This window comes from Neobacillus niacini (assembly GCF_030817595.1).
GTDB lineage: Bacteria > Bacillota > Bacilli > Bacillales > Cytobacillaceae > Neobacillus > Neobacillus niacini_G.
This window is the reverse complement of sequence record NZ_JAUSZN010000001.1, coordinates 3,953,311-3,974,447: the sequence shown is the minus strand read 5'-3', so window position 1 is coordinate 3,974,447 and position 21,137 is coordinate 3,953,311. Positions and strand designations below refer to the sequence as shown.

At 38.2% G+C, this 21,137-nt stretch carries 14 protein-coding genes; 13 read left to right on the top strand and 1 reads right to left on the bottom strand.

Annotated elements, in window-relative coordinates; translation table 11 throughout:
* Positions 1 to 25: 25 nt before the first annotated feature.
* The 7 genes from QFZ31_RS18825 to QFZ31_RS18795 all read left to right on the top strand — a co-directional run bounded on the left by QFZ31_RS18825 (position 26) and on the right by QFZ31_RS18795 (position 8,307).
* A complete protein-coding gene (locus QFZ31_RS18825) occupies positions 26 to 616 on the top strand; it encodes a YesL family protein (RefSeq protein ID WP_307305677.1) in 591 nt (196 codons plus the stop codon).
* 170 nt (positions 617 to 786) lie between these two features.
* Positions 787 to 1,665 carry a family 43 glycosylhydrolase gene (locus tag QFZ31_RS18820; RefSeq protein ID WP_307305674.1) on the top strand — a complete coding sequence of 293 codons (879 nt, stop codon included), beginning with the start codon at positions 787 to 789 and terminating at the stop codon, positions 1,663 to 1,665.
* A 12-nt stretch (positions 1,666 to 1,677) separates the two neighbouring features.
* Complete coding sequence (locus QFZ31_RS18815; protein WP_307305672.1) at positions 1,678 to 1,833, top strand: hypothetical protein; 156 nt, start codon at positions 1,678 to 1,680, stop codon at positions 1,831 to 1,833.
* 148 nt (positions 1,834 to 1,981) lie between these two features.
* On the top strand, positions 1,982 to 3,325 hold the full coding sequence (locus QFZ31_RS18810) for an ABC transporter substrate-binding protein (RefSeq protein ID WP_307305669.1): 1,344 nt from the start codon (positions 1,982 to 1,984) through the stop codon (positions 3,323 to 3,325).
* 66 nt (positions 3,326 to 3,391) lie between these two features.
* Positions 3,392 to 5,233 carry a sensor histidine kinase gene (locus QFZ31_RS18805; protein WP_307305665.1) on the top strand — a complete coding sequence of 614 codons (1,842 nt, stop codon included), beginning with the start codon at positions 3,392 to 3,394 and terminating at the stop codon, positions 5,231 to 5,233.
* A complete protein-coding gene (locus tag QFZ31_RS18800; RefSeq protein WP_307305663.1) occupies positions 5,211 to 6,830 on the top strand; it encodes a response regulator transcription factor in 1,620 nt (539 codons plus the stop codon). The genes QFZ31_RS18805 and QFZ31_RS18800 overlap by 23 nt, the downstream gene beginning before the upstream one ends.
* 196 nt (positions 6,831 to 7,026) lie before the next feature.
* The gene (locus tag QFZ31_RS18795) at positions 7,027 to 8,307 is read left to right on the top strand and encodes a glycoside hydrolase family 27 protein (protein WP_307305660.1); all 1,281 of its coding nucleotides are present in this window, start codon (positions 7,027 to 7,029) and stop codon (positions 8,305 to 8,307) included.
* A gap of 82 nt (positions 8,308 to 8,389) precedes the next feature.
* Here QFZ31_RS18795 and QFZ31_RS18790 read toward each other — a convergent pair whose 3' ends face one another.
* A complete protein-coding gene (locus QFZ31_RS18790; protein WP_307305657.1) occupies positions 8,390 to 9,265 on the bottom strand; it encodes a helix-turn-helix domain-containing protein in 876 nt (291 codons plus the stop codon).
* Positions 9,266 to 9,473: 208 nt separating this feature from the next.
* Here QFZ31_RS18790 and QFZ31_RS18785 point away from each other — a divergent pair, with 208 nt between their 5' ends.
* From QFZ31_RS18785 to QFZ31_RS18760, 6 genes are all read left to right on the top strand, one after another.
* Positions 9,474 to 11,243, top strand: coding sequence for an ABC transporter ATP-binding protein (locus QFZ31_RS18785; RefSeq protein ID WP_307311657.1), 1,770 nt, complete (start codon positions 9,474 to 9,476; stop codon positions 11,241 to 11,243).
* Positions 11,230 to 13,011, top strand: coding sequence for an ABC transporter ATP-binding protein (locus tag QFZ31_RS18780; RefSeq protein WP_307305655.1), 1,782 nt, complete (start codon positions 11,230 to 11,232; stop codon positions 13,009 to 13,011). The genes QFZ31_RS18785 and QFZ31_RS18780 overlap by 14 nt, the downstream gene beginning before the upstream one ends.
* A 169-nt stretch (positions 13,012 to 13,180) precedes the next feature.
* Positions 13,181 to 15,007: a heparinase II/III family protein gene (locus QFZ31_RS18775; protein WP_307305654.1), complete on the top strand. Its 1,827-nt coding sequence runs from the start codon at positions 13,181 to 13,183 to the stop codon at positions 15,005 to 15,007.
* 14 nt (positions 15,008 to 15,021) lie between these two features.
* Positions 15,022 to 16,143 carry a glycoside hydrolase family 88 protein gene (locus QFZ31_RS18770; RefSeq protein ID WP_307305652.1) on the top strand — a complete coding sequence of 374 codons (1,122 nt, stop codon included), beginning with the start codon at positions 15,022 to 15,024 and terminating at the stop codon, positions 16,141 to 16,143.
* A 52-nt stretch (positions 16,144 to 16,195) separates the two neighbouring features.
* Complete coding sequence (locus tag QFZ31_RS18765) at positions 16,196 to 18,046, top strand: DUF2264 domain-containing protein (RefSeq protein WP_307305650.1); 1,851 nt, start codon at positions 16,196 to 16,198, stop codon at positions 18,044 to 18,046.
* 21 nt (positions 18,047 to 18,067) lie between these two features.
* Positions 18,068 to 21,094 carry a glycoside hydrolase family 2 TIM barrel-domain containing protein gene (locus tag QFZ31_RS18760; RefSeq protein ID WP_307305648.1) on the top strand — a complete coding sequence of 1,009 codons (3,027 nt, stop codon included), beginning with the start codon at positions 18,068 to 18,070 and terminating at the stop codon, positions 21,092 to 21,094.
* Positions 21,095 to 21,137: the final 43 nt, after the last annotated feature.

Sequence of the window (21,137 nt, the reverse complement as noted above, 5' to 3'; positions counted from 1 at the left end):
AAAAACAGATAAGGAAGTGGATTAAATGTTTAAAGTAGATGGCTTAGTTCATCGTGTATGCACATGGATATATCGTTTTTCTTATTTAAACCTATTATTCTTAGTTAGTTGTCTACCAATCATAACCATTTTTCCTGCTGCGGCAGCACTCTTTGGTGTGGTTAGACAATGGGTGAAAAAGAATGATCCACCTGTTTTTACTACCTATAAATTGCTTTTTGTTGAAAATTTTAAGCAAAGTATGATGATCGGTCCGGCTGTGACGGGACTATTTTTGCTAATCTTTGCAGATTTCTATCTCATTAGTCGGATGCAAATAGGTATAAAGGATATTCTATTTATTTGTTTACTGATGATTAGCTTCTTTTTATTCATTTCTGTTCTTTATCTATTACCTTTAATGGTTAATGGCTACTATTCATCCAAACAATTAATGAAAAATGCTTTTCAATTAGCAATATTTAAGCCTTTCATAACTTTGGTAAATTTATTGATGATAATAGGCTTGATTTTCATATCGCTACGTTTTTCTTTTTTCTTAGTATTCTTCTTTTTCAGTGTTTCAGCGTTTATTACTTATTGGTTTTCTGAAAAGAAGTTTATTCATGCAACTTAACATAAGTGTTGAAAAGAGCACGCGATACTAATTAAAGGAGATTGTTTCAAAAGGGGCGAATTGCGACTACTATGAGGCAGTCTTCTTTTATTTATCAATAATAGATTTCTGAATATAAGTGACTGATAGAATTCATTAAATAATTATTAGAAAACGGAGGACAAGTAAATATGGATAGACAAGGACCAATTATTGAGGGTGAATGGGCGGATCCATTTATTTTAAAAGATGGCGACGATTATTATTTGTATCCAACAAAAGATAGTGCAGGATGGGTTTACGAAAAATTTCATGTATTTCACAGTAAAGACCTCATACAGTGGGCTGGTCCCTATTTAGCGCTAGATTTGAAGGATGTAGCATGGGCAAACACAAGAGCATGGGCACCAGGGGTAAATAAATATAACGGAAAATATTATATGTATTTTTCTGCTGAAGCGCAGATTGGTGTAGCTGTTTCTGACTCTCCACTTGGACCTTTTAAGGATATATTACGCCGTCCATTAATTAGTAAAGATGAATATGGGTGCCAAAGCATAGATGCTGACTTATTCGTAGATGATGACAATCAGCCATATCTGCTCTGGGGACAAGGTAAGTGTTGGATTGTTCCTCTTGAAGAGGATATGGTTACATTCAAATCCGAACCTGTTCTCCTGTCAGACCAACTTTATAAAAATCGAGGTAAAGACCCGAATATATTTGACAACAGTGTTTACAACGAAGGACCTCATCTTCAAAAAATTGATGGAACCTATTTACTCACTTGGAGCAATTATGATACACGTGATCCGAGGTATCAAATTTGTTTTGCAACGAGCAACAATATTTATGGACCATACGAAACTCCGGAGGACAATCATGTAACACAACCATCAGAACAAATTTTTGGAACTGGTCATGCGTCTATGACAGAGTATAAGGAAAACTGGTATTTAGTGTATCACCGATTAATTAAACCGGATTGTTCTTTACTCCGGGAAACATGTATCAGTCAAATTAACTTTATTAATGGTAATCCAATTGTCGATGTAGACAAACAAATATAAGGAGTTTACATTATGGAAAAGGTCAAATTATTAGCAGGTATTTTTAAAGAATCCCAGGAAAATGCTTTAACAGAGGGAAAACAAAAGGTTGAAGTGAACTTTTCATCTTCCGAAGGGAAAGCAGCAGGCGGAGTATATGGAGTCAGAGTGATGAATTCACCTCTTTAAATTTATTTATAATTGTCACGTCAAACTTCCCCCCAAAAACAGATGTCAAATATTCTGATAAATAGTATAATAATTTATATAAATTTGTAGAATTGAGGGTTATTATGTAAAGGTTTTCATTCAGAGTTAAATCTCCGGGGGGATAAGGATGAAGAAGGTTTGGGCTTTCTTGACATGCACCGTAATATTTTCAGTCCTAGTCACAGGATGTTCAGAAAACGGTAAAAAGGCAGCATCTGATTCGAAAAAGGACAACAAGGTCACGATTAAGTTCTATTCTCATGGTAATGAAGAATCCTACAATTGGAAGAACACCATTGAATCTTTTGAGAAGAAATATCCAACGATCGATGTTGAATTAGTTATCCTTAGTGAAAAAGGAGACACGCAGGAGGCAGCAAAGAAACTAGGTCTTGCAGCAGCATCAGGAGAACAAATGGATGTTATCATGTTTAGTGAATCCGCTAGTTATGCCCAGAATGTAAGTATGGGTATGACTGCTCCTCTGGATGAATTTATTAACGAAGAAGGATACAAAGTTACAGACGAATATAAGGTCGATACTGAAATAAACGGTAAATATTATGCACTGCCAGGTAAATTTAATCCTTGGTATGTTCTTATAAATAAAGACCATCTGGATGCCGCAGGTCTTACGGTCCCAAAGGAATGGACTTGGGATGAATTTATGGAATATGCGAAAGCCATGACACGAGATGGGCATTACGGAACCTATTTCCATGGGCCACAGGATGGAAGCTGGCTGGAGTATATGAGACTAGCACTTGCAAGTGAGGATGAAGATACTGAATTTACTACAGAAGAAGGGAAATCTAATCTGGAACATCCCCTTTTTAAGAAGACACTTGAAATGAGGGTAAAGATGGAAAAAGAGGACCAATCAGCTGTACCTTATGAGGAGGTCCTGACTCAAAAGCTTCATTACCGAGAACAGTTTTTTACTCAAGCTGCAAGCTCCATCATCATTGGAAGCTGGGTAAATGCCGAGCTTGGAGGCACTGAGCTGAATCCATTAAATTTCAATATTACAGTTGCACCTTACCCGAAAAATGAAAAGGCAGATAAAGGTGGATATGCACCAGTCACAACAGACTATTTGGCGGTTGCAGCGAAATCAGATCATAAGCAAGAAGCGTACACATTTATCCGATGGTACACGACTGAAGGGCAAATTATTCAGGGTAAAAACGTGCCATCTTGGAATAAGGTTAGTAATCATGATACCAATGTAATCATTGATAGAATACTTAATGGTACAAAAAATCCTGAGAAAATTGATAAAGAATCACTGATAGAGGTATTAACAAACGCGAAATCATCGAAGTTTGTTTCGCCTGTTCCAAATCAGGCAGAAATTTATAAAGTACTTAACGAGGAATATGAAAAATTGATATTTGGTGAACAGAATATTGATCGTACGATTGAGGTTTCCAAAGAGAGAGTACAAGAAATCCTTAACAACAATCAGTAAACGATTTGTCTATCGAGGGGTTTTTATCATACCTGCGCAAACTCCGGTATAGGAGGATTGAGGATTATGTGGAATAAGGTAAGGGAGTTGCTGGTATCATCAAGTTCTTTTCGTTTTAAAGTCATGTTCATATCTATCATTTGTCTTGTCATTCCTGCAACTTTTACCTTATTTATCTATAACTATTTAACAAAAGATACAATCAAGGAACAGGCACATTCAAATGCAAATAGGGAGCTCACCATTGCCAATGAATATGTGGAAAAGCTTCTTGAAGATATGATGTACATAACGAACTTTATACAAGTCGACGCAGAAATGAATACGATATTAAAGCGGAAAATTAAGGGTTCAGCAAATCAAACATCACAACAAAAATACGAACAGTTTTTAGATGACAGCAAAATCATAAAAACGCTTGAAAATATTACATTGGTTGGAGGAAAGTCATATGTGACGATTCTCCTGGAGAATGGTATATCGTATACAAATTATTCTAACTATGAATTAAATCCCAAAGATATCTATAATGAAAATTGGTTTAAACAATTAAATAAAATAAAAGGCTATGAAACAGTTTGGATTAGCAGCCAGCCAACCATGTTTAATTCAGAAAAACCGATTAATCCCTATCAAATATCAATTGCTAGAACATTAAGAGATGACAGTTTAAATATTTACGGCTATGTGATTGTAACCATAATGGAAAATAAGATTAATCAAATTTTCGAGAACATGAATGGCAAGGAAGAAATGATCCTTTTAGATTCTTCAAATCAAATTATATCTCACACAAACGACGATAGAATTGGAGAAAAGTTTAAATATAGTGATCAGCTTACAGAAGAAAACTCGTCAAATATATTCGAGATTTCAAAAAAGGATTATTTAATAGCTGAACAAAAAATCTCTTTTACTGGCTGGAAATTAGTATCGTTAATCCCTTATAAACAAGCAACAAGTAAAATTAACACAATATTCAATAAAGTGGTAGCATTTCAAGTTTTATTTTTTACAATTTTTCTAATCCTTATGACTTATTTATTGAGAACGATTACAAAGCCGATTGTGCGTTTAGGCAATGTTGCCGACTTAGTCCAGCAAGGGGATTTAAATATCCGCTCACGTATCAAAAGCAAGGATGAGATAGGCAGACTGTCCTCGTCCTTTGATCAAATGCTTAATACGATCAATAAAATGATTCAGGATATAACTGCCACCCAGGATAGAAAAAGGAAAGCAGAATTAGATATGCTTCAGGCACAAATCAATCCTCATTTCCTTTTTAATGTTCTTAATTCGATTCGAATGAAGGTCATGGTAAAAGGGGATAAAGAAAGTGCCAATATGATTAGTTCCTTGTCAAAATTACTTCGTATGACGATATCGAAAGACAAAGAAATCATCACATTTCACGAAGAGGTTCAAATTGTCTTAGATTTTATTAACATCATGAATATGAGGCAAAAAGAAAAGGTTAATGTCGAAATAACCATTCATGAAGAGGCCAATCTAATCATGATTCCAAGGTTTATTCTTCAGCCAATTATTGAAAACAGCATCATTCATGGACTAAACCAGAGTGCAGGCAAAATTATAGTTAATGCGGAAATGACAGAAAATGAAGTAATGATCATGATTGAAGATAATGGCGGAGGAATGGACGAGCAGACATTACTTCTATTAAAAAGGAAACTTATCCATTCAAACACCCTAGATAATAGCACATCTAAAAATAATAAAGGGTTCTCGTCTATAGGAATATCAAATGTTTATGAACGAATGTATATGACTTTTGGTCAGGAATTCAAAATGGATATAAAAAGTGAATTAGGTAAGGGAACTCAAGTCATTATGTCTATTCCAAAAGGAGGCAGGAGACCTAATGTACAAAGTAATGCTAGTTGACGATGACTATCCGGTAATAGAATTATTGTCTGAAACGATTGAGTGGGAGAACCTGGGATTAACGCTTCAAAGTACGCACGAAAATGGTGCAGCCGCCTTCGAAAAAGCTCTGAATGAGATGCCTGATCTATTAATCACAGATATCGGCATGCCAAAGATGAATGGAATTGAACTTACTAAACGGCTAAAAGAGCTGAATCCCCATTTGCAGGTTGTTATTTTATCGTGCCATTCTGAATTTGAATTTGCTAAACAGGCACTAAGGCTGCAGGTACAGGATTATTTAGTAAAGGACATGTTTGATCCAGAAGACCTGTGCCAGGTGATCAAAAAGATCGTAAATACCCTTGATAAACAAAAAAAGAAAGACGTTAAGCAGGTTCAATTACAACAGTTGATAGATAAAAATAAAAACAGCATCAGGGAAAGATTTATTAAGAAAACCATCAATCAAGTATCAGTGGATGAAAAAGAGTGGCTAAATGAGGCTGAATCTTTAGGACTTCAACTAGATCGAACATCCTACACAGCTTCAATTGCCATGATTCTTGATTACAATGTCGAAAAAGATAGATACCTATCAGAAGAAATAATAACTTTTGCCATTCAAAATATTTTCACAGATATTAGTAAAGATTCTAAATCTGAAGCAGTTTTCTTTAATATCGGCCCAAAGGAATTTATTCTGTGTTTTCCGGATTCACTTAAACAAAAAAAAGGCTGCTTTGATGAAAAACAAGAATGTATAAAAAAATTTCAACATGCCTTTACAAAATATTTTAATATGAATATATCTTTTTTGATGGGGGAAAGTTTCTCAAGCTTTACTGAATTGAGACATGAATTAATAACTCTACAAAGTGCAAAACAACAGCGATTTTATATGCCTCCAGGAACAATTCATAAAAGAGAAGTTGTACAATCTGAAAATGATGACTTGTTTTCGAAATACGACGAAGCAGCTTCAGACTTTAGAGAGTTAATGGTCGTAAAAGATGAGGGAATGATAACCCCTATTGTTACCAAATGGATAACCTTTATTGAAGAAAAGAAGTTTCATCCTGAATTGGTGAAGGAATGGATGTTGAAACTGCTTCTAGATTTTAAGGTTAAATTACAAGCACTGCAATTATTTCGTTCTGAATATATTGTTGAAGGTCTGCATAATAAGATTATTTCCAGTAATTATTTATGTGAATTAAGAGTCTTACTCATTGACTTTTTCAAATTACTTTTGAAGCGTTCGGAAGCGGCTTATAGTCAGACTAAGCGCAAGGAAATTTTGGATGCCATCGGTTACGTTTCTACAAATATAGAAAAGAGAATCAGTCTGGAAGAAGTATCCAGCTATTTATTTATAAACCAAAGTTACTTTAGCCGCCTGTTCAAGAAAGAGGTTGGTGAAAATTTTGTTGAATTTGTTACCAAAATGAAGATTGCCAGGGCTAAAGAATTGCTTGAACAAACGACTGACTCTGTAGGAAAAATTTGTGAACGTCTTGGCTATGATAATCAAAGCTATTTTATTAAACTATTTAAAACGCATGTAGGGGTAACACCTATTGAGTTTCGGGGCGGGAAAGTATCCGCAGGGTAAAGTCCAGATATTTAAAAATTCTGGGCTTTTTTATTCCGTAAACTAAATATGTCCGCCGCTAATTAGGCTAAAAAGTAAAATTACTTGAGCGTTCAGTAAAAATAATTGCATAGTGTTAAATCTATTAAATATTATAATAGTTTGTAAGCGCTTTGAAATACGAGTAAATAACAATTTGAAAGGAACTTAAAACCAAATGAGACATCATACATTTGCAAAAACACCTCCATTAGGCTGGAATAGCTGGGATTGTTACGGTGCAGCCGTTAGGGAGGAAGAAGTAAAAGGCAATGCACACTACATGGCTGAACATTTAAAACCGTATGGCTGGGAGTATGTGGTGGTAGATATTCAATGGTATGAACCAGGTGCGGTCTCTTCTATATACCGCCCATTTGTACCACTGGAAATGGACGAGTATTCTAGGTTAATTCCTGCGGTAAACCGCTTTCCCTCTGCAGAAGGAGGTAAAGGGTTCAAACCCTTAGCAGACTATGTGCACAACCTGGGATTAAAATTCGGTATTCACATCATGCGAGGAATTCCGCGGCAGGCTGTTCATGCGAACACACCAATTTTAGGAACAAACGTTGGGGCAAGAGATATAGCCCATCCTAATTCGATTTGTCCATGGAATACGGATATGTATGGGGTAGATGCATCAAAAGAAGGGGCGCAGGAATATTATAATTCCTTGTTTCAATTATACGCAGAATGGGGAGTTGATTTCGTTAAAGTGGATGATATTGCAGCCTCGAGGCTTTATCACATTCATAATGAAGAAATAGAACTGATTCGAAAAGCTATAAATCATAGTGGGAGAGAGATGGTTCTAAGCCTATCACCAGGACCCGCACCACTTGAATATGCAGAGACCCTGAAAGCGAATGCCAACATGTGGAGAATGACAGATGATTTTTGGGATCAGTGGAACCTCCTCTATGGAATGTTTGAAAGATGTGAAAAATGGAGCGAACATTCTGCTCCGGGCCATTGGCCAGACTGTGATATGCTTCCGCTTGGTCATATTGGCATCCGTTCTGTTGATGGAGGCGGTAGTGACCGCTGGACACGATTCACCAGAGATGAACAACGAACAATGATGACACTGTGGTCGATTTTCCGCTCACCTCTGATGTTTGGCGGAGAACTACGCGACAATGATGAATGGACCCTTTCATTGCTTACCAATAAAGAGGTAATCGAATTGAATCAAAACAGCCATAGTAACCGTCTTGTTTACCGTCAAGATGATAGAATCGTCTGGACTGCTAAAGATAGACAGGATCATACCTATGCAGCATTATTCAATGCAAGTGATGAAACTGCATTGGTACAAGTATCGTTGGAACAGTTAGGACTTACATCCTCAAAAAGTATGAGGGATATCTGGAAGCAGGAAGAGCTTGGACATGTCCAAGATAAGATTAGCCTATCTTTGCCGCCACATGGTTCTATGCTGCTTAAACTATATTGATTGAAGTCGGGCAATGTCTTTAGAATAAAGACTTTGCCCGATTTTTATGAAGTCTGGGAATTTTTTTAAATAGTGGATTTCTTTACAGAATGTTCCCAACATATTGCTTTCGAAATTGACTAGGCGATAATTTTTCTATTTTTTTAAAGACTCTGCTGAAATATGCGGACTGGGTGAATCCGCAGGCTTCTGAAATTCTATCCGTACTCCAATCTGTTGAAACGAGCAGAATCTTTGCTTGGTCTATACGTATTCTATTAATATATTCAATCGGCGTACAGCCAAAAGCCTGAATCATACATCTTGCAATATGATTAGGATGGAACCTGAGGGCATGGCCAAGGTCTTCGTAAGTGACCTTTTGGGCATAATTTTTCCTTAAATAGAAGGCAGCCTTTTCTGCTACAGCTAATGCAGGCATAGGATTTGCTGATTTCATATGTGTTGAAAGCTCCTGAAGTAATTGTTGAAAGAGAATTTGACGCTGCCATTCTCTAGTGTGGAACGACTCATGTTCAGAAGAAATAATCTTCAAACACAGTTGTTCGATCGATTCCAGATTGGATAATTTACAATACTGAGGCAGTGTAATTCCGAAAGGGTTTTCAACAAAAACGTTTCTTCGCTCTCCAGTTGCTTTTTCACCGTATTGGCAGGGTTTAGATGTCGTTAGGTCCTGCCAGCCTTTAGAAGCAGTGAAATGAATCCAAAAAAAGTGAGTAATTTGGTCACAGGGCGAAATAGAAAAATGGTGCCGGTCGGGGTAGAGGATAAGTGTCTCCCCTCTGCTAACTTGGAATTGTCGGTTATCTTCTCCCATGTGCAATGTTCCTTTTGTGACAACTAACAAATCAAAAACACCAATCTTGCAACGATTTATATGCGACTGTCCAATATCAAAAGTATTTTGACCAGCTGCAAGCAAGGTTGGCAGGGGAGGGGCAAATAATTGAAGCATTTCTATCTCCTTTTATGTTTGAATTGTGCAAATTTTTGTTAGGATATTGCATTTTATTCTTTAATTATAACCCTATAATAGGTTCATGCATGTTTTATTTTTGTTACTAAGAAAAAAAGATTAAAAGTGAAATATAAATACATATAAGGGGAATTGCGTTAATAATATGTATTTATGTTTTAAGCATCGGGGAGGGATGACGTGAATGATGCAAAGCATGCGCTGGGTATGGGGGTATATAAGGAATTTTCGGATAAGGTTATTTAGCGGTCTTTTTCTAGCGTTAGTGATTTCTATTTTAAATATGCTTAACCCTTATTTTGCTGGAAAAATCGTTGATAAGGTTATTTATGGCCAAGAGAATGAACTATTATGGATTTTTTTAGGTTCAATGATTGGCATAACTGTTGTTAAGACAGTGGTTCGCTATAATTATCAGTTAATGTTCGAACGTGTTTCCCAAAGTGTCATATTCACCATACGGGAAAAATTATATGACCGGCTTAACCAATTAGATTTTAGGTTTTTCGATCAGACAAAAACAGGAGATATCATGGCTCGAATGACGGGGGATTTAGAAGCTGTCAGGCATTTTACGGCATGGACGATTTATATGATATTTGAGAATCTTACCATCCTGCTATTTGCCATTGGGTTTATGTTCTATATCCATCCGCCGTTAGCGTTAGCTATGCTTGCGATAACACCAATTATTGGATTCTTTGCGATGCGTTTATCCTTAACGGTCAAACCAACGTTTTCGGCCATTAGGGGACAGTTTGCAAAATTAAATTCAGTTGTCCAGGAAAACATAAGCGGAAATCGTGTTGTAAAGGCTTTTGCTAAGGAAGGGTACGAAATTGAAAAGTTTTCAAAAGAAAATGAAGCCTTCAAGGAGAAGAACCTTGCCTCCTCAAGAGTTTGGGAAAAGTATCTGCCTATACTCGATTCACTTGCAGGGGTATTAACAGTGGTAATGATCGTAGTTGGAGGATACATGGTTATTAATCAGTCTCTGACTATGGGTGAGTTGGTTACATTTAATTCATTAATCTGGGCATTAAATAATCCAATGCGTATGGCTGGGTGGTTGATTAATGATGTACAAAGGTTTGTTGCATCCGCTGAAAAAGTAGAGGAATTATTAAATACAAAACCAGAAATAAAGAATGAAACAAAAAGGTACAATGTTAAACATCTCAAGGGTGTAGTGGAATTTGAACAAGTTTCCTTTAGCTATGGTGACGAACAAGTATTAAATGATATAAACTTCAACATTAGGCAGGGACAAACGGTAGGCATTATCGGTCCTACAGGGGCTGGTAAATCGACATTAGTTAATCTTCTAAGCCGGTTTTATGACGCTTCTAAAGGAGAAGTAAGAGTAGATGGACTTAATGTAAGAGATTGGGATATTCATAAATTGAGAAATAGCATGGCTACAGTTATGCAGGATATATTTCTATTTTCAGATACCATTGAAGGAAATATAGCTTATGGTAACCCAAATGCGTCCTTCGAAGCTGTTCAAGCTGCGGCCAAAATGGCAGAAGCAGATGGTTTTATTTCAAAGCTGCCAGAAGGGTACGACACCATTATTGGAGAACGGGGAGTAGGTCTTTCCGGAGGACAGCGGCAACGAATTGCATTAGCGCGTGCGATACTAAAAAACCCATCCATCTTGATTTTGGACGATACAACATCCGCATTGGATATGGAAACAGAGCTTCGTATTCAAAAAACCTTAAAATCATTTCTAAAGGAAAAAACCTGTTTTATTATTGCTCATCGAATTTCATCCGTAAAAGATGCAGATTTAATTCTTGTAATGGAAAATGGCACAATTGTTGAAAGAGGGAATCATAAAGAATTGCTTGCGAAAAAAGGAAGTTACTACAAAGTATTTAATAATCAAGTGGGAAACTTTGATGGTATGCATGACCTTGAGGAGGTGAACTATCTCAATGGCGCGCAATAAATTTGATGTTGATGAAGAATTGGAATCTCCATTTAGTTTTATACAGCTTAAACGGTTAATGGTTTATTTAAAGCCCTACAAAAAAAAGATCCTAATTACTGTTTTAATCATGTTGATTGCCAGTGGGGCAAACTTAATTGGGCCATATCTAATCAGTAGAGCCATTGACGAGGAGATTCCGGGCAAGGATGTAGGCGGCTTAATGCTTCTTGCTGGAGTTTACTTAATTGCCATAATTGTTACTGGGATATGTATGAAATATAGAATTAGAATGATGTCCCAGATAGGGCAAAGTGTCATCGTCCAGATAAGGAAAGACTTGTTTACTCATTTACAAAAGCTATCATTTACCTTCTATGACAGCAGACCACATGGAAAGATTTTGGTGAGGGTAGTAAACTACGTAAACTCCTTAAGTGATTTACTTTCAAATGGGTTAATTAATTTAATTACTGACCTTTTCAGTCTTCTTGTCATTCTAGGGTTTATGTTTGCAATTGACGTAAAATTAACCCTTATGGCGATGATTGGGTTTCCAATCCTTGCAGCGGTGATCCTGCTTATAAAAAATGCCCAGCGGAAGGCATGGCAGCTGCTAAGTAACAAACAATCCAACATGAATGCTTATATTCATGAAAGTATTAATGGTATTAAAGTGACGCAGGCATTTACAAGAGAAGAAGAAAACAAACGAATTTTCAGTGAAGTATCTGATAGTTATCGAAGCTCGTGGATGAGGGCTGTAAAGATTCAATTCCTTTTATGGCCTTCGATTGAAAACATTTCAATACTTACCACCTCACTCATTTATGTTGTCGGTATCTCTCTGATTGGTGATGGAGTAACAGTTGGAGCATTGGTTGCCTTTGTTGGTTACATAGGGATGTTTTGGGCGCCAATCGCGAATATTGGGAACTTTTATAATGCGATCATTAATGCCACGGCTTATTTAGAAAGAATATTTGAAATGATTGATGAAAAACCAACAGTTAAAGACCTTCCAATTGCGTCTGAGCTTCCTTTGATAAAGGGGAAAGTTGAGTTTAAAGATGTTACTTTTGGTTATGAAGAAGGGGAAAAAATCCTTAAAAACATTAATCTTAGTGTGAATCCAGGTGAAACGATTGCTCTAGTCGGAGCAACTGGATCTGGAAAAACAACGATCGTCAGTTTGCTCAGCCGTTTTTATGATGTAAGCAGCGGTCGGATTGAAATTGACGGAGTTGATATCCAATCGGCAACCATTGCCTCTCTGAGAAAGCAGATGGGTGTCATGCTTCAGGATCCTTTTATTTTCTCAGGTACGATTATGGACAATATCCGTTATGGACGACTTGATGCTACAGATGAAGAAGTCATTGAAGCAGCGAAAGCTGTGCAGGCTCATCCATTTATTAGTGGATTGTCTGAGGGGTATAAAACGGAGGTGAATGAAAGAGGCACAAGGCTTTCTACTGGTCAAAGACAGCTGATTTCGTTTGCACGAGCGCTTTTAGCTGATCCCAAGATATTAATTCTTGATGAGGCTACATCATCCATAGACACAGAAACAGAGCTTGCATTACAAAAAGGACTTGAAACACTGCTGGCAGGGAGAACATCCTTTATTATTGCACATCGTCTTTCCACCATTCAAAATGCAAACCGTATCCTTGTCATCGATAAAGGTAGAATCATAGAGGAAGGTTCTCATAAAGAATTGATAGGTCAAAAAAGTTACTATTGGAAGCTGCATCAATCACAGCATCAATCCTTAGATGTGGGATGACCAAAAGAGTAAAAGTGTTACGTAAAGTGACCCAATAGGGAATGTTCCTATTGGGTCACTTTCATGAAAAAAGATAGTCAAAATTTTGTATATATATATCAAAATACCGTTAATAGTTTCAACTCGCCCTATTTTATAATAAAAGGAATTGGAGTAGGAGGTATATATTTTGCTTACCGCACAGCTTAAGAGTTTATTAGGTTCCGAAACTTCCCTATTGTTTCCTACTAGGGAATTCAAACTAAATTGGTGGAAAGGCATTAGGGAAAATCCCGCTTATCAATTGCTTCTTAATGAAATTAGGGATGAGGGGGATAGACTTTTACAAGAAAGTGATCCTGAACTAACGTTTTCCTTGTTCAACATTTTTGGTGAAACCGGCTCCCGGCTAGAATTCGAAAAGGTATATTTTGAAAAGCGGAGACGGTTAACGACCTTTGCAATTATGGTGTTACTTGAACCTGAACAAGATGAATATTTAACAGCACTAGAAAACACGATATGGTCCGTTTGCAATGAATATTCCTGGTGCCTGCCTGCGCATTTACAAAATAGTCCGGAAACATCGGTGAACGTTAATTACTCACTCAATGAGCCAAGTAAGAAGGAGTATACTATTGATTTATTTGCTGCTGAAACCGCCTTTTCGTTAGGTGAAATAGTAAAACTAACGGAGGAACATTTAAATCCGCAAATTTGTAAGCGTATTTATGAAGAAATATACAATAGAATCTTTTTCCCATTTAAAGAAAAAACCTTTGGCTGGGAGAAACAAACACATAATTGGGCGGCTGTATGTGCAGGATCCATTGGTTGTGCAGCACTGCATTTAATCCAAGATCAGGACGAACTTACCATCATTTTGGAAAGGGTTATGGACGCAATGAGTTCTTACTTAAAAGGCTTCCAAGATGATGGGATATGCCTTGAGGGTTATGGATATTGGCAATATGGTTTTGGATATTATGTCTATTTCGCAGATTTATTGAAGAAAAAGACTGAAGGAAAGCTGAATCTATTCGAATCTGAGAAGGTTCATCAAATTGCACTTTTTCAACAAAGGACCTTTTTAAATCGAAATCTTGTTGTTAACTTTTCAGATTCACTTCCAACAGCTTCCGTTTTTCTGGGGCTGAGCCATTATTTAAGCAAAATTTATAGTGATTTCGAAGTTCCAGAAACATATCTTCGTTCTCATTATACGGACGACCATTGTAGCAGATGGGCTCCAGCAATCCGAAATCTATTGTGGTTTGATGAAGAGTCTGTTCCATTACCTTGGAGAAATGGCACCCATTTTTCAAAGGACTCGGAGTGGTTTCTTTCGAGGCACATTTGTGAATCGGGAAGTTTTGCATTTGCAGCAAAAGGCGGACATAACGACGAGCCTCATAACCATAACGACATTGGCCACTTCATTTTGCAAGGTAATACAGAAGTGTTTTTTAAAGATCTAGGAAGTGGTTTATACAGTAAGGATTACTTTAGTGAAAAACGCTATTCTTTTCTTTGTAATGGCTCACAGGGTCATTCTGTTCCAATAATAAACGAACAATTTCAAACACCAGGGTCAGCAAAATATGCAAACATTCTTCAGGTTTCAATAGGAGAAGATGTTGATATCTATGAAATGGATATCGCAAATGCGTATGAGGTTAACAGTCTTCAAAGTGTAAAGCGAAGGTTTACGTGGGTAAAAACAAATCTTCCAAAACTGGTAGTGGAAGACACTTATTCTTTTGCTGAGCAGCCACGTTCAATCATGGAACGGTTCATTACACCTGTATTATTAATAACAAAAACCGATGATGGAGTCCTTCTAGAAGGAAAGAATAAAGTAAGAATTTCATATGATAAGAGTCAGTTAAAACTAGAAACAAAATTGATTAATTTTATTAATCATTTCGGTAAATCAGAAGATAATCTAGCCCTCGACTTTATTGTACTGCACCCAGATAGAGAGTGTAGTGTCGAGTTGGCATTTCAATTTGAATAGGCGGGGTGAAGAGTATGATTACTCAACAGTGGGTAGAAGAAGCGTGGGAAAAGGTAACGAATAAAATTAGTAGAACAAGTGAGAGAATAGGTGCGAATTTTCCGCATGCCAGCGAGAATGGCCAGTATGTACTTGCAGAACCTCATTGGTGGACTGCGGGGTTTTGGCCAGGAATATTATGGCTTATTTATCGAGATTCAAAAGATGAGAATTTAAGAAAACTCGCCGAAGAATGTGAGAAAAAGTTAGATGCTGTACAACGAAACTATTACAAACTCGATCATGATATGGGTTTTATGTGGACATTGACCAGTGTGGCTAGACATAAAATCCTAGGTGAAGAAGAATCGAAACGGCGGGCGTTGGTAGCGGCAAATCTATTAATGGGCCGCTTTAACCCAAATGGTAACTATATTCGCGCTTGGAATCCTTGGACAGAAGGAGAAGACAATAGTGGAATTGCCATCATCGACTGTATGATGAACCTGCCGCTCTTGTATTGGGCATCTGAAGAAACAGGTGATCCCAGATTCAAGGGTGTGGCAAAAAAGCATGCCGAAATGGTGTTAGATCACTTTATCCGGAGTGATGGCGGAGTTCACCATATTATTCGGTTCAACCCGGATAGCGGTGAAAAGATAGAAGCGCTTGGCGGGCAGGGGTATGGACCAGAATCGGCATGGTCTCGAGGAACCGCATGGGCCATATATGGTCTCACATTAACTTATCATTATACAGGCGAAGAAAAATACCTAGAATATTCCAAACGGGTTGCTCACTTTTTTATTGCCCACTTGTCGGAAGACTTCGTTCCAGATTGGGATTTTCGAATCCCTGCGGATGTAGCTTCACCAAAAGACTCTTCAGCAGGAGCCATAGCTGCGTGCGGCTTGCTCTTGCTTGCGGATAAAGTAGCTTCGCCAGAGTCTCCTATATATAGGAAAGCAGGAGAAAGGATACTTCAGTCCTTATATAACCATTACAGTGATTGGGAAGGCTCAGAAGAAGGATTGATTCTTCATGCAACAAGTCATTTCCCGCAAGGAAAATATATGGATAATCCGCTTATATATGGTGACTACTATTTTGTCGAGGGTCTAGCGTATTTAAAAGGGTATAAAGAATTATTTTGGTAGATTGATAGCAACTGGAAAAAAAGAAACCATTTCTCTATCAGGAGGGAAGTTTATGATAAAACTCGATTTACCTATTCAGAAAAATCCACTTAAATCAAGGGAGGATTTGAGTGAGGCAGTAAAACAGATTTTAAACCCATTAAAACCTTTTTACTCCAAGGGGAAAACCCTCCTTCAATTAGGCAGTACAGGGGCGGGATACCCAGATTCTCTAGCTGGAATGGAAGGTTTCTCAAGATTATTATGGGGACTTGTTCCCTTGTTAGCAGGTGGAGAAGAATCGGAAATTTGGGATATCCACATGCAGGGCATAAAGAATGGTACAGATCCTTCTCATGAAGAATATTGGGGAGATATCGCAGACTTTGATCAGCGTGCGGTAGAAATGGCGGCATTTGGATATGCACTCGCACTCATACCTGAAAAGATTTGGGAGCCTTTAAGTGATTTGGAAAAAGATAATTTGTTCCAGTGGCTAAATCAAATCAACACAATCAAAGTTTACGATTGCAACTGGTTATTTTTCCCGGTAATTGTCAACCTTGGGTTTAAAAGAGTTGGCTTACCATATAATCGTGAAACAGTGATAGGGAATCTTGAACGAATAGAACACTTCTATCTACAGAATGGTTGGTATTCAGATGGGGTAGGTGCTCATTGTGATTATTATGGACCGTTTGCCATTCATTTTTATAGCCTGCTTTATGCAAAATTGATGGGCAGTGAGGATCCAGAAAGGGCAAAGCTGTACAAAAGCAGGGCAGCGGCATTTGCCAAGGACTTTATCTACTGGTTTGCGAATGATGGTTCCGCCCTGCCATATGGAAGAAGTCTGTCATATCGATTTGCTCAATCTTCCTTTTGGAGTGCCCTTGTCTACGCAGAGGTCGATGTGTTTCCACTAGGCGTGATGAAGGGACTTATCCTGCGGAACCTCCGCTCATGGTTCAGTCAAAATATATTTGACCATAATGGACTGCTGACGATTGGCTATAGTTATCCAAATTTGGTCATGGCAGAGAACTATAATTCACCATGTTCACCATATTGGGCGTTAAAAACCTTCCTGCCTTTAGCACTGCCTGTGGATCATCCTTTTTGGGAGGTGGAGGAGGAACTTCTTCCTTCATTAAAGGAGAAGGTTGTGCAGCACTCACCACGTTTTATCCTATGCAGACAGGATGAACAAAACCATGTTGCTGCATTTAACGCTGGGTACCAGCATACAAATGATCACTCTCATATTGCAGCGAAATATGAAAAATTTGTTTACTCCAATATTTTTGGATTTAGTGTGCAAAAAGCAGAATGGGGACTTGCACAGGGTGCATTTGATTCGATGCTTGCTGTCAGCGAGGGCGACAATATCTATAGAGGTAAAAGAAAGTGCGAGGAATATGAGGTAAACGAGAATGTAATCTACACAAAATGGAAGCCGTGGGATGATGTTGAAATTAAAACATGGCTCGTTCCAGGGACCCCCTGGCATATCCGAGTCCATTGTATAGAGACAAGAAGAAACCTTGATGTTGCAGAAGGTGGATTCGCTCTAGGATTGGAGCATACCCAATATAATGGGCAAAAGGCAGAGGGAATTACGCTGTTAAAAGAAAGTGCAGCTATTTCACCTTGGGCTGTAAGCGGTATAAAGAACTTATATGGAAATGGCAAATCAGAGCTCGTCTATCCAAATGCAAATACAAATCTAGTAAATACACGCACCGTTATACCAACTATAAAGGCTAGTCTAAAACCAGGGACACATTGGCTTGTAAATGCCGTTTTTGGGGAACCAGGAAATGAGACCATTATGAACCAATGGGAAACCACGCCAAAGATTGAATTTGGGGAAGAAAATATATACTTGGAACTCGGCGAAGAGAAGATTATTATTCATAAATGAAGATAGGAAGTGTAAGTAGATATGACAACAGTTCCAAATTTAAACTGGCTTACAGATGTGAGTGTGTTTTCTGTAAACCGTCTTCCAGCGCATTCAGATCATCTCTATTATGAGAAATTGGAGGAGGCGCAAAGTGGAGCTCCGGTGAAAATGCGTCATGATTTAAATGGAAATTGGAAATTTTTCTATAGTATTAATCCGGACCACAGACCAGATCAATTTTATAAAAATGAATATCACTGCTCCAGCTGGGGGGATATCAGTGTTCCTGGGCATATTCAGCTCCAAGGCTATGGTCAGCCCCAGTATGTAAATACGATGTATCCTTGGGACGGTCATAATGAAATTCGTCCGCCAGAAATTCCAACCGACCATAATCCGGTAGGAAGTTATGTAAAATACTTCAAAATTCCAACTAACATGAAAAATAAGCCAGTTTATATTTCCTTCCAAGGTGTAGAGTCTGCTTTTTATGTATGGTTAAATGGTGAGTTTGTTGGATACAGCGAGGATTCTTTTACCCCTGCTGAGTTTGAACTTACACCGTATTTGGTTGAAGGTGAGAACAAGCTCGCAGTGGAGGTTTATCAACGGAGTACCGGCAGTTGGCTTGAAGACCAGGACTTTTGGCGTTTTTCTGGGATTTTCCGTGATGTTTACCTTTACACAGTTCCGGAAATTCATGCCGCCGACCTCTATGTTCGCCCTGAACTGGATTCCACTTTTACAAGAGGTACTCTTTCTGTCGACCTAAAGCTTCAAGGGAAGGCCGCTTCAAAAATAACGGCAGAATTAGTGGATGCCAATGGTACTCTCGCTAAAACGGGCGAAGCTGAATATATCGATGGCAATTGGTCGATTAACCTTGCTGTTGAGCAGCCTGCACTTTGGAGTGCAGAAAATCCGTATTTGTACAAATTATTTATACAAATCTACAACGAAGCTGGAAGTTTAGTAGAGGTTGTAGCACAGAAGGTTGGGTTTAGAAGATTTGAACTCGTGAATAAAATTATGCACCTCAATGGAGAGCGGATTGTATTTAAGGGTGTGAACCGTCATGAATTCAATCCCCGTCACGGCCGTTCCATTACAAAAGAAGATATGCTCTGGGATATTAAAACCCTAAAACGTCATAACATCAATGCAGTCCGTACCTCTCACTATCCTAACCAAAGCTATTGGTACGAGCTATGTGATGAGTATGGGATATATGTCATCGATGAGATGAATCTTGAAACACATGGCTCATGGCAAAAGATGGGGGCTGTTGAGCCTTCCTGGAACATTCCTGGTAATAAGCCGGAATGGGAAGGAATCGTCATGGACCGAGCCATTTCGATGGTAGAACGAGATAAAAATCACCCATCTATCTTGATTTGGTCCTGTGGTAACGAATCATACGCTGGTGAAGTAATTCTTAATGTCTCTAAATATTTCAAAAAGATGGACCCTAGTAGACTTGTTCACTATGAAGGAGTTTTCCACAACCGTGATTATAACGACACAAGTGATATGGAAAGCCGCATGTATGCGAAGCCATCTGATATTGAAAAATATTTAAATGATAATCCGGAGAAGCCTTACATTAGCTGTGAGTACATGCATGCAATGGGAAATTCACTTGGAGGTATGTACAAATATACGGACCTTGAGCAGAAGTATCCAATGTATCAAGGAGGGTTTATTTGGGATTATATTGATCAAGCTATTTATAAAAAGGACCGTTACGGAAATGAATTCCTTGCATATGGCGGAGATTTTGGTGATCGTCCGACGGATTATGGATTCTGTACAAATGGGATTGTCTACGCTAACCGAGAGCTTTCACCTAAAATGCAGGAAGTTAAGTTCTTATATCAAGATTTTAAACTAGTACCAGATGGGATAGGTGTAACCATTAAAAATGAGAGTCTGTTCACGAATACGAGTGTCTTTGAACTGGATTATGTCTTATTACGTGAAGGCAGGGAATTATATCGAAATAAGCTGTTTGTTAATGTTGAACCGCAACGTGAGGGACGTTTTGAGTTTGAAATCCCTGAAGAGTTCAAAGCTGAAACAGGTGAGTATTGTATTCAAACATCACTAGTGTTGAAGGAAGGCACCCTTTGGGCAGAAGCAGGGTATGAAATTGCATTCGGTCAGTTTGTTTATCAAGTGGGTACAAAGGGATTAGCACCAGTAAACGGCAATTTACGGGTTGTCTATGGGGATGTCAATATTGGTGTTCATGGCCGAGACTTCACGGTTATGTTCTCAAAAGGTGCAGGCAGTTTAGTTTCCCTAAACTACGCAGGTAAAGAAATGATTTCACTTCCTCCAGCACCATTGTTTTGGAGAGCCACGACTGACAATGATCGCGGATATTCTCAAGGCTTCCATTCCGGGCTGTGGTATGCAGCGAGCTTGACGAGAAAGTGTGTAAATATAGAAGTCGAAGAGAACAGCAGTAATGTTCGTATTGCTTTTACCTATAAGTTCTCGATTAATCCAGATATTGAGGTTAAGACAGGATACACTGTTTATCCAGATGGAAGTGTTCGCGTAAAGTCTGAGTATAAAGGGGCTGAGAATTTGCCGCAGCTGCCGATTTTTGCAGTGTCGTTCAAGATTCCAGCGGATTACGATCAATTAGACTGGTATGCGATGGGTCCAGAAGAAAATTACTCAGACCGCGCTATGGGTGCTAAACTTGGTATTTTTAAAAATCAAGTAAGTGATAATCTATCAGGTTATGTCTTGCCGCAGGAATCGGGGAATCGTACTGGAGTCCGTCGTGTGGATGTCACGAATCAAAACGGTCAGGGAATTAGAATTTCTTCGGTCACAGAACCGTTAGAGTGCAATTTTTCACCATATACTGCCTTCGAGCTTGAAAATGCCCAGCATATTTACGAGCTGCCGAATGTCCACTATACGGTTGTAACAGTTGCCGGTAAGCAGATGGGTGTTGGCGGTGACGACAGCTGGGGTGCACCAGTTCACGAGGAACATCTTATTAAGGCAAATGAATTCATGGAATTTGACTTTATGATTCAAAGAATTTAAAAAACTAGATTTGAATAGGTTTCAGAACAAATCCCATAAAAAG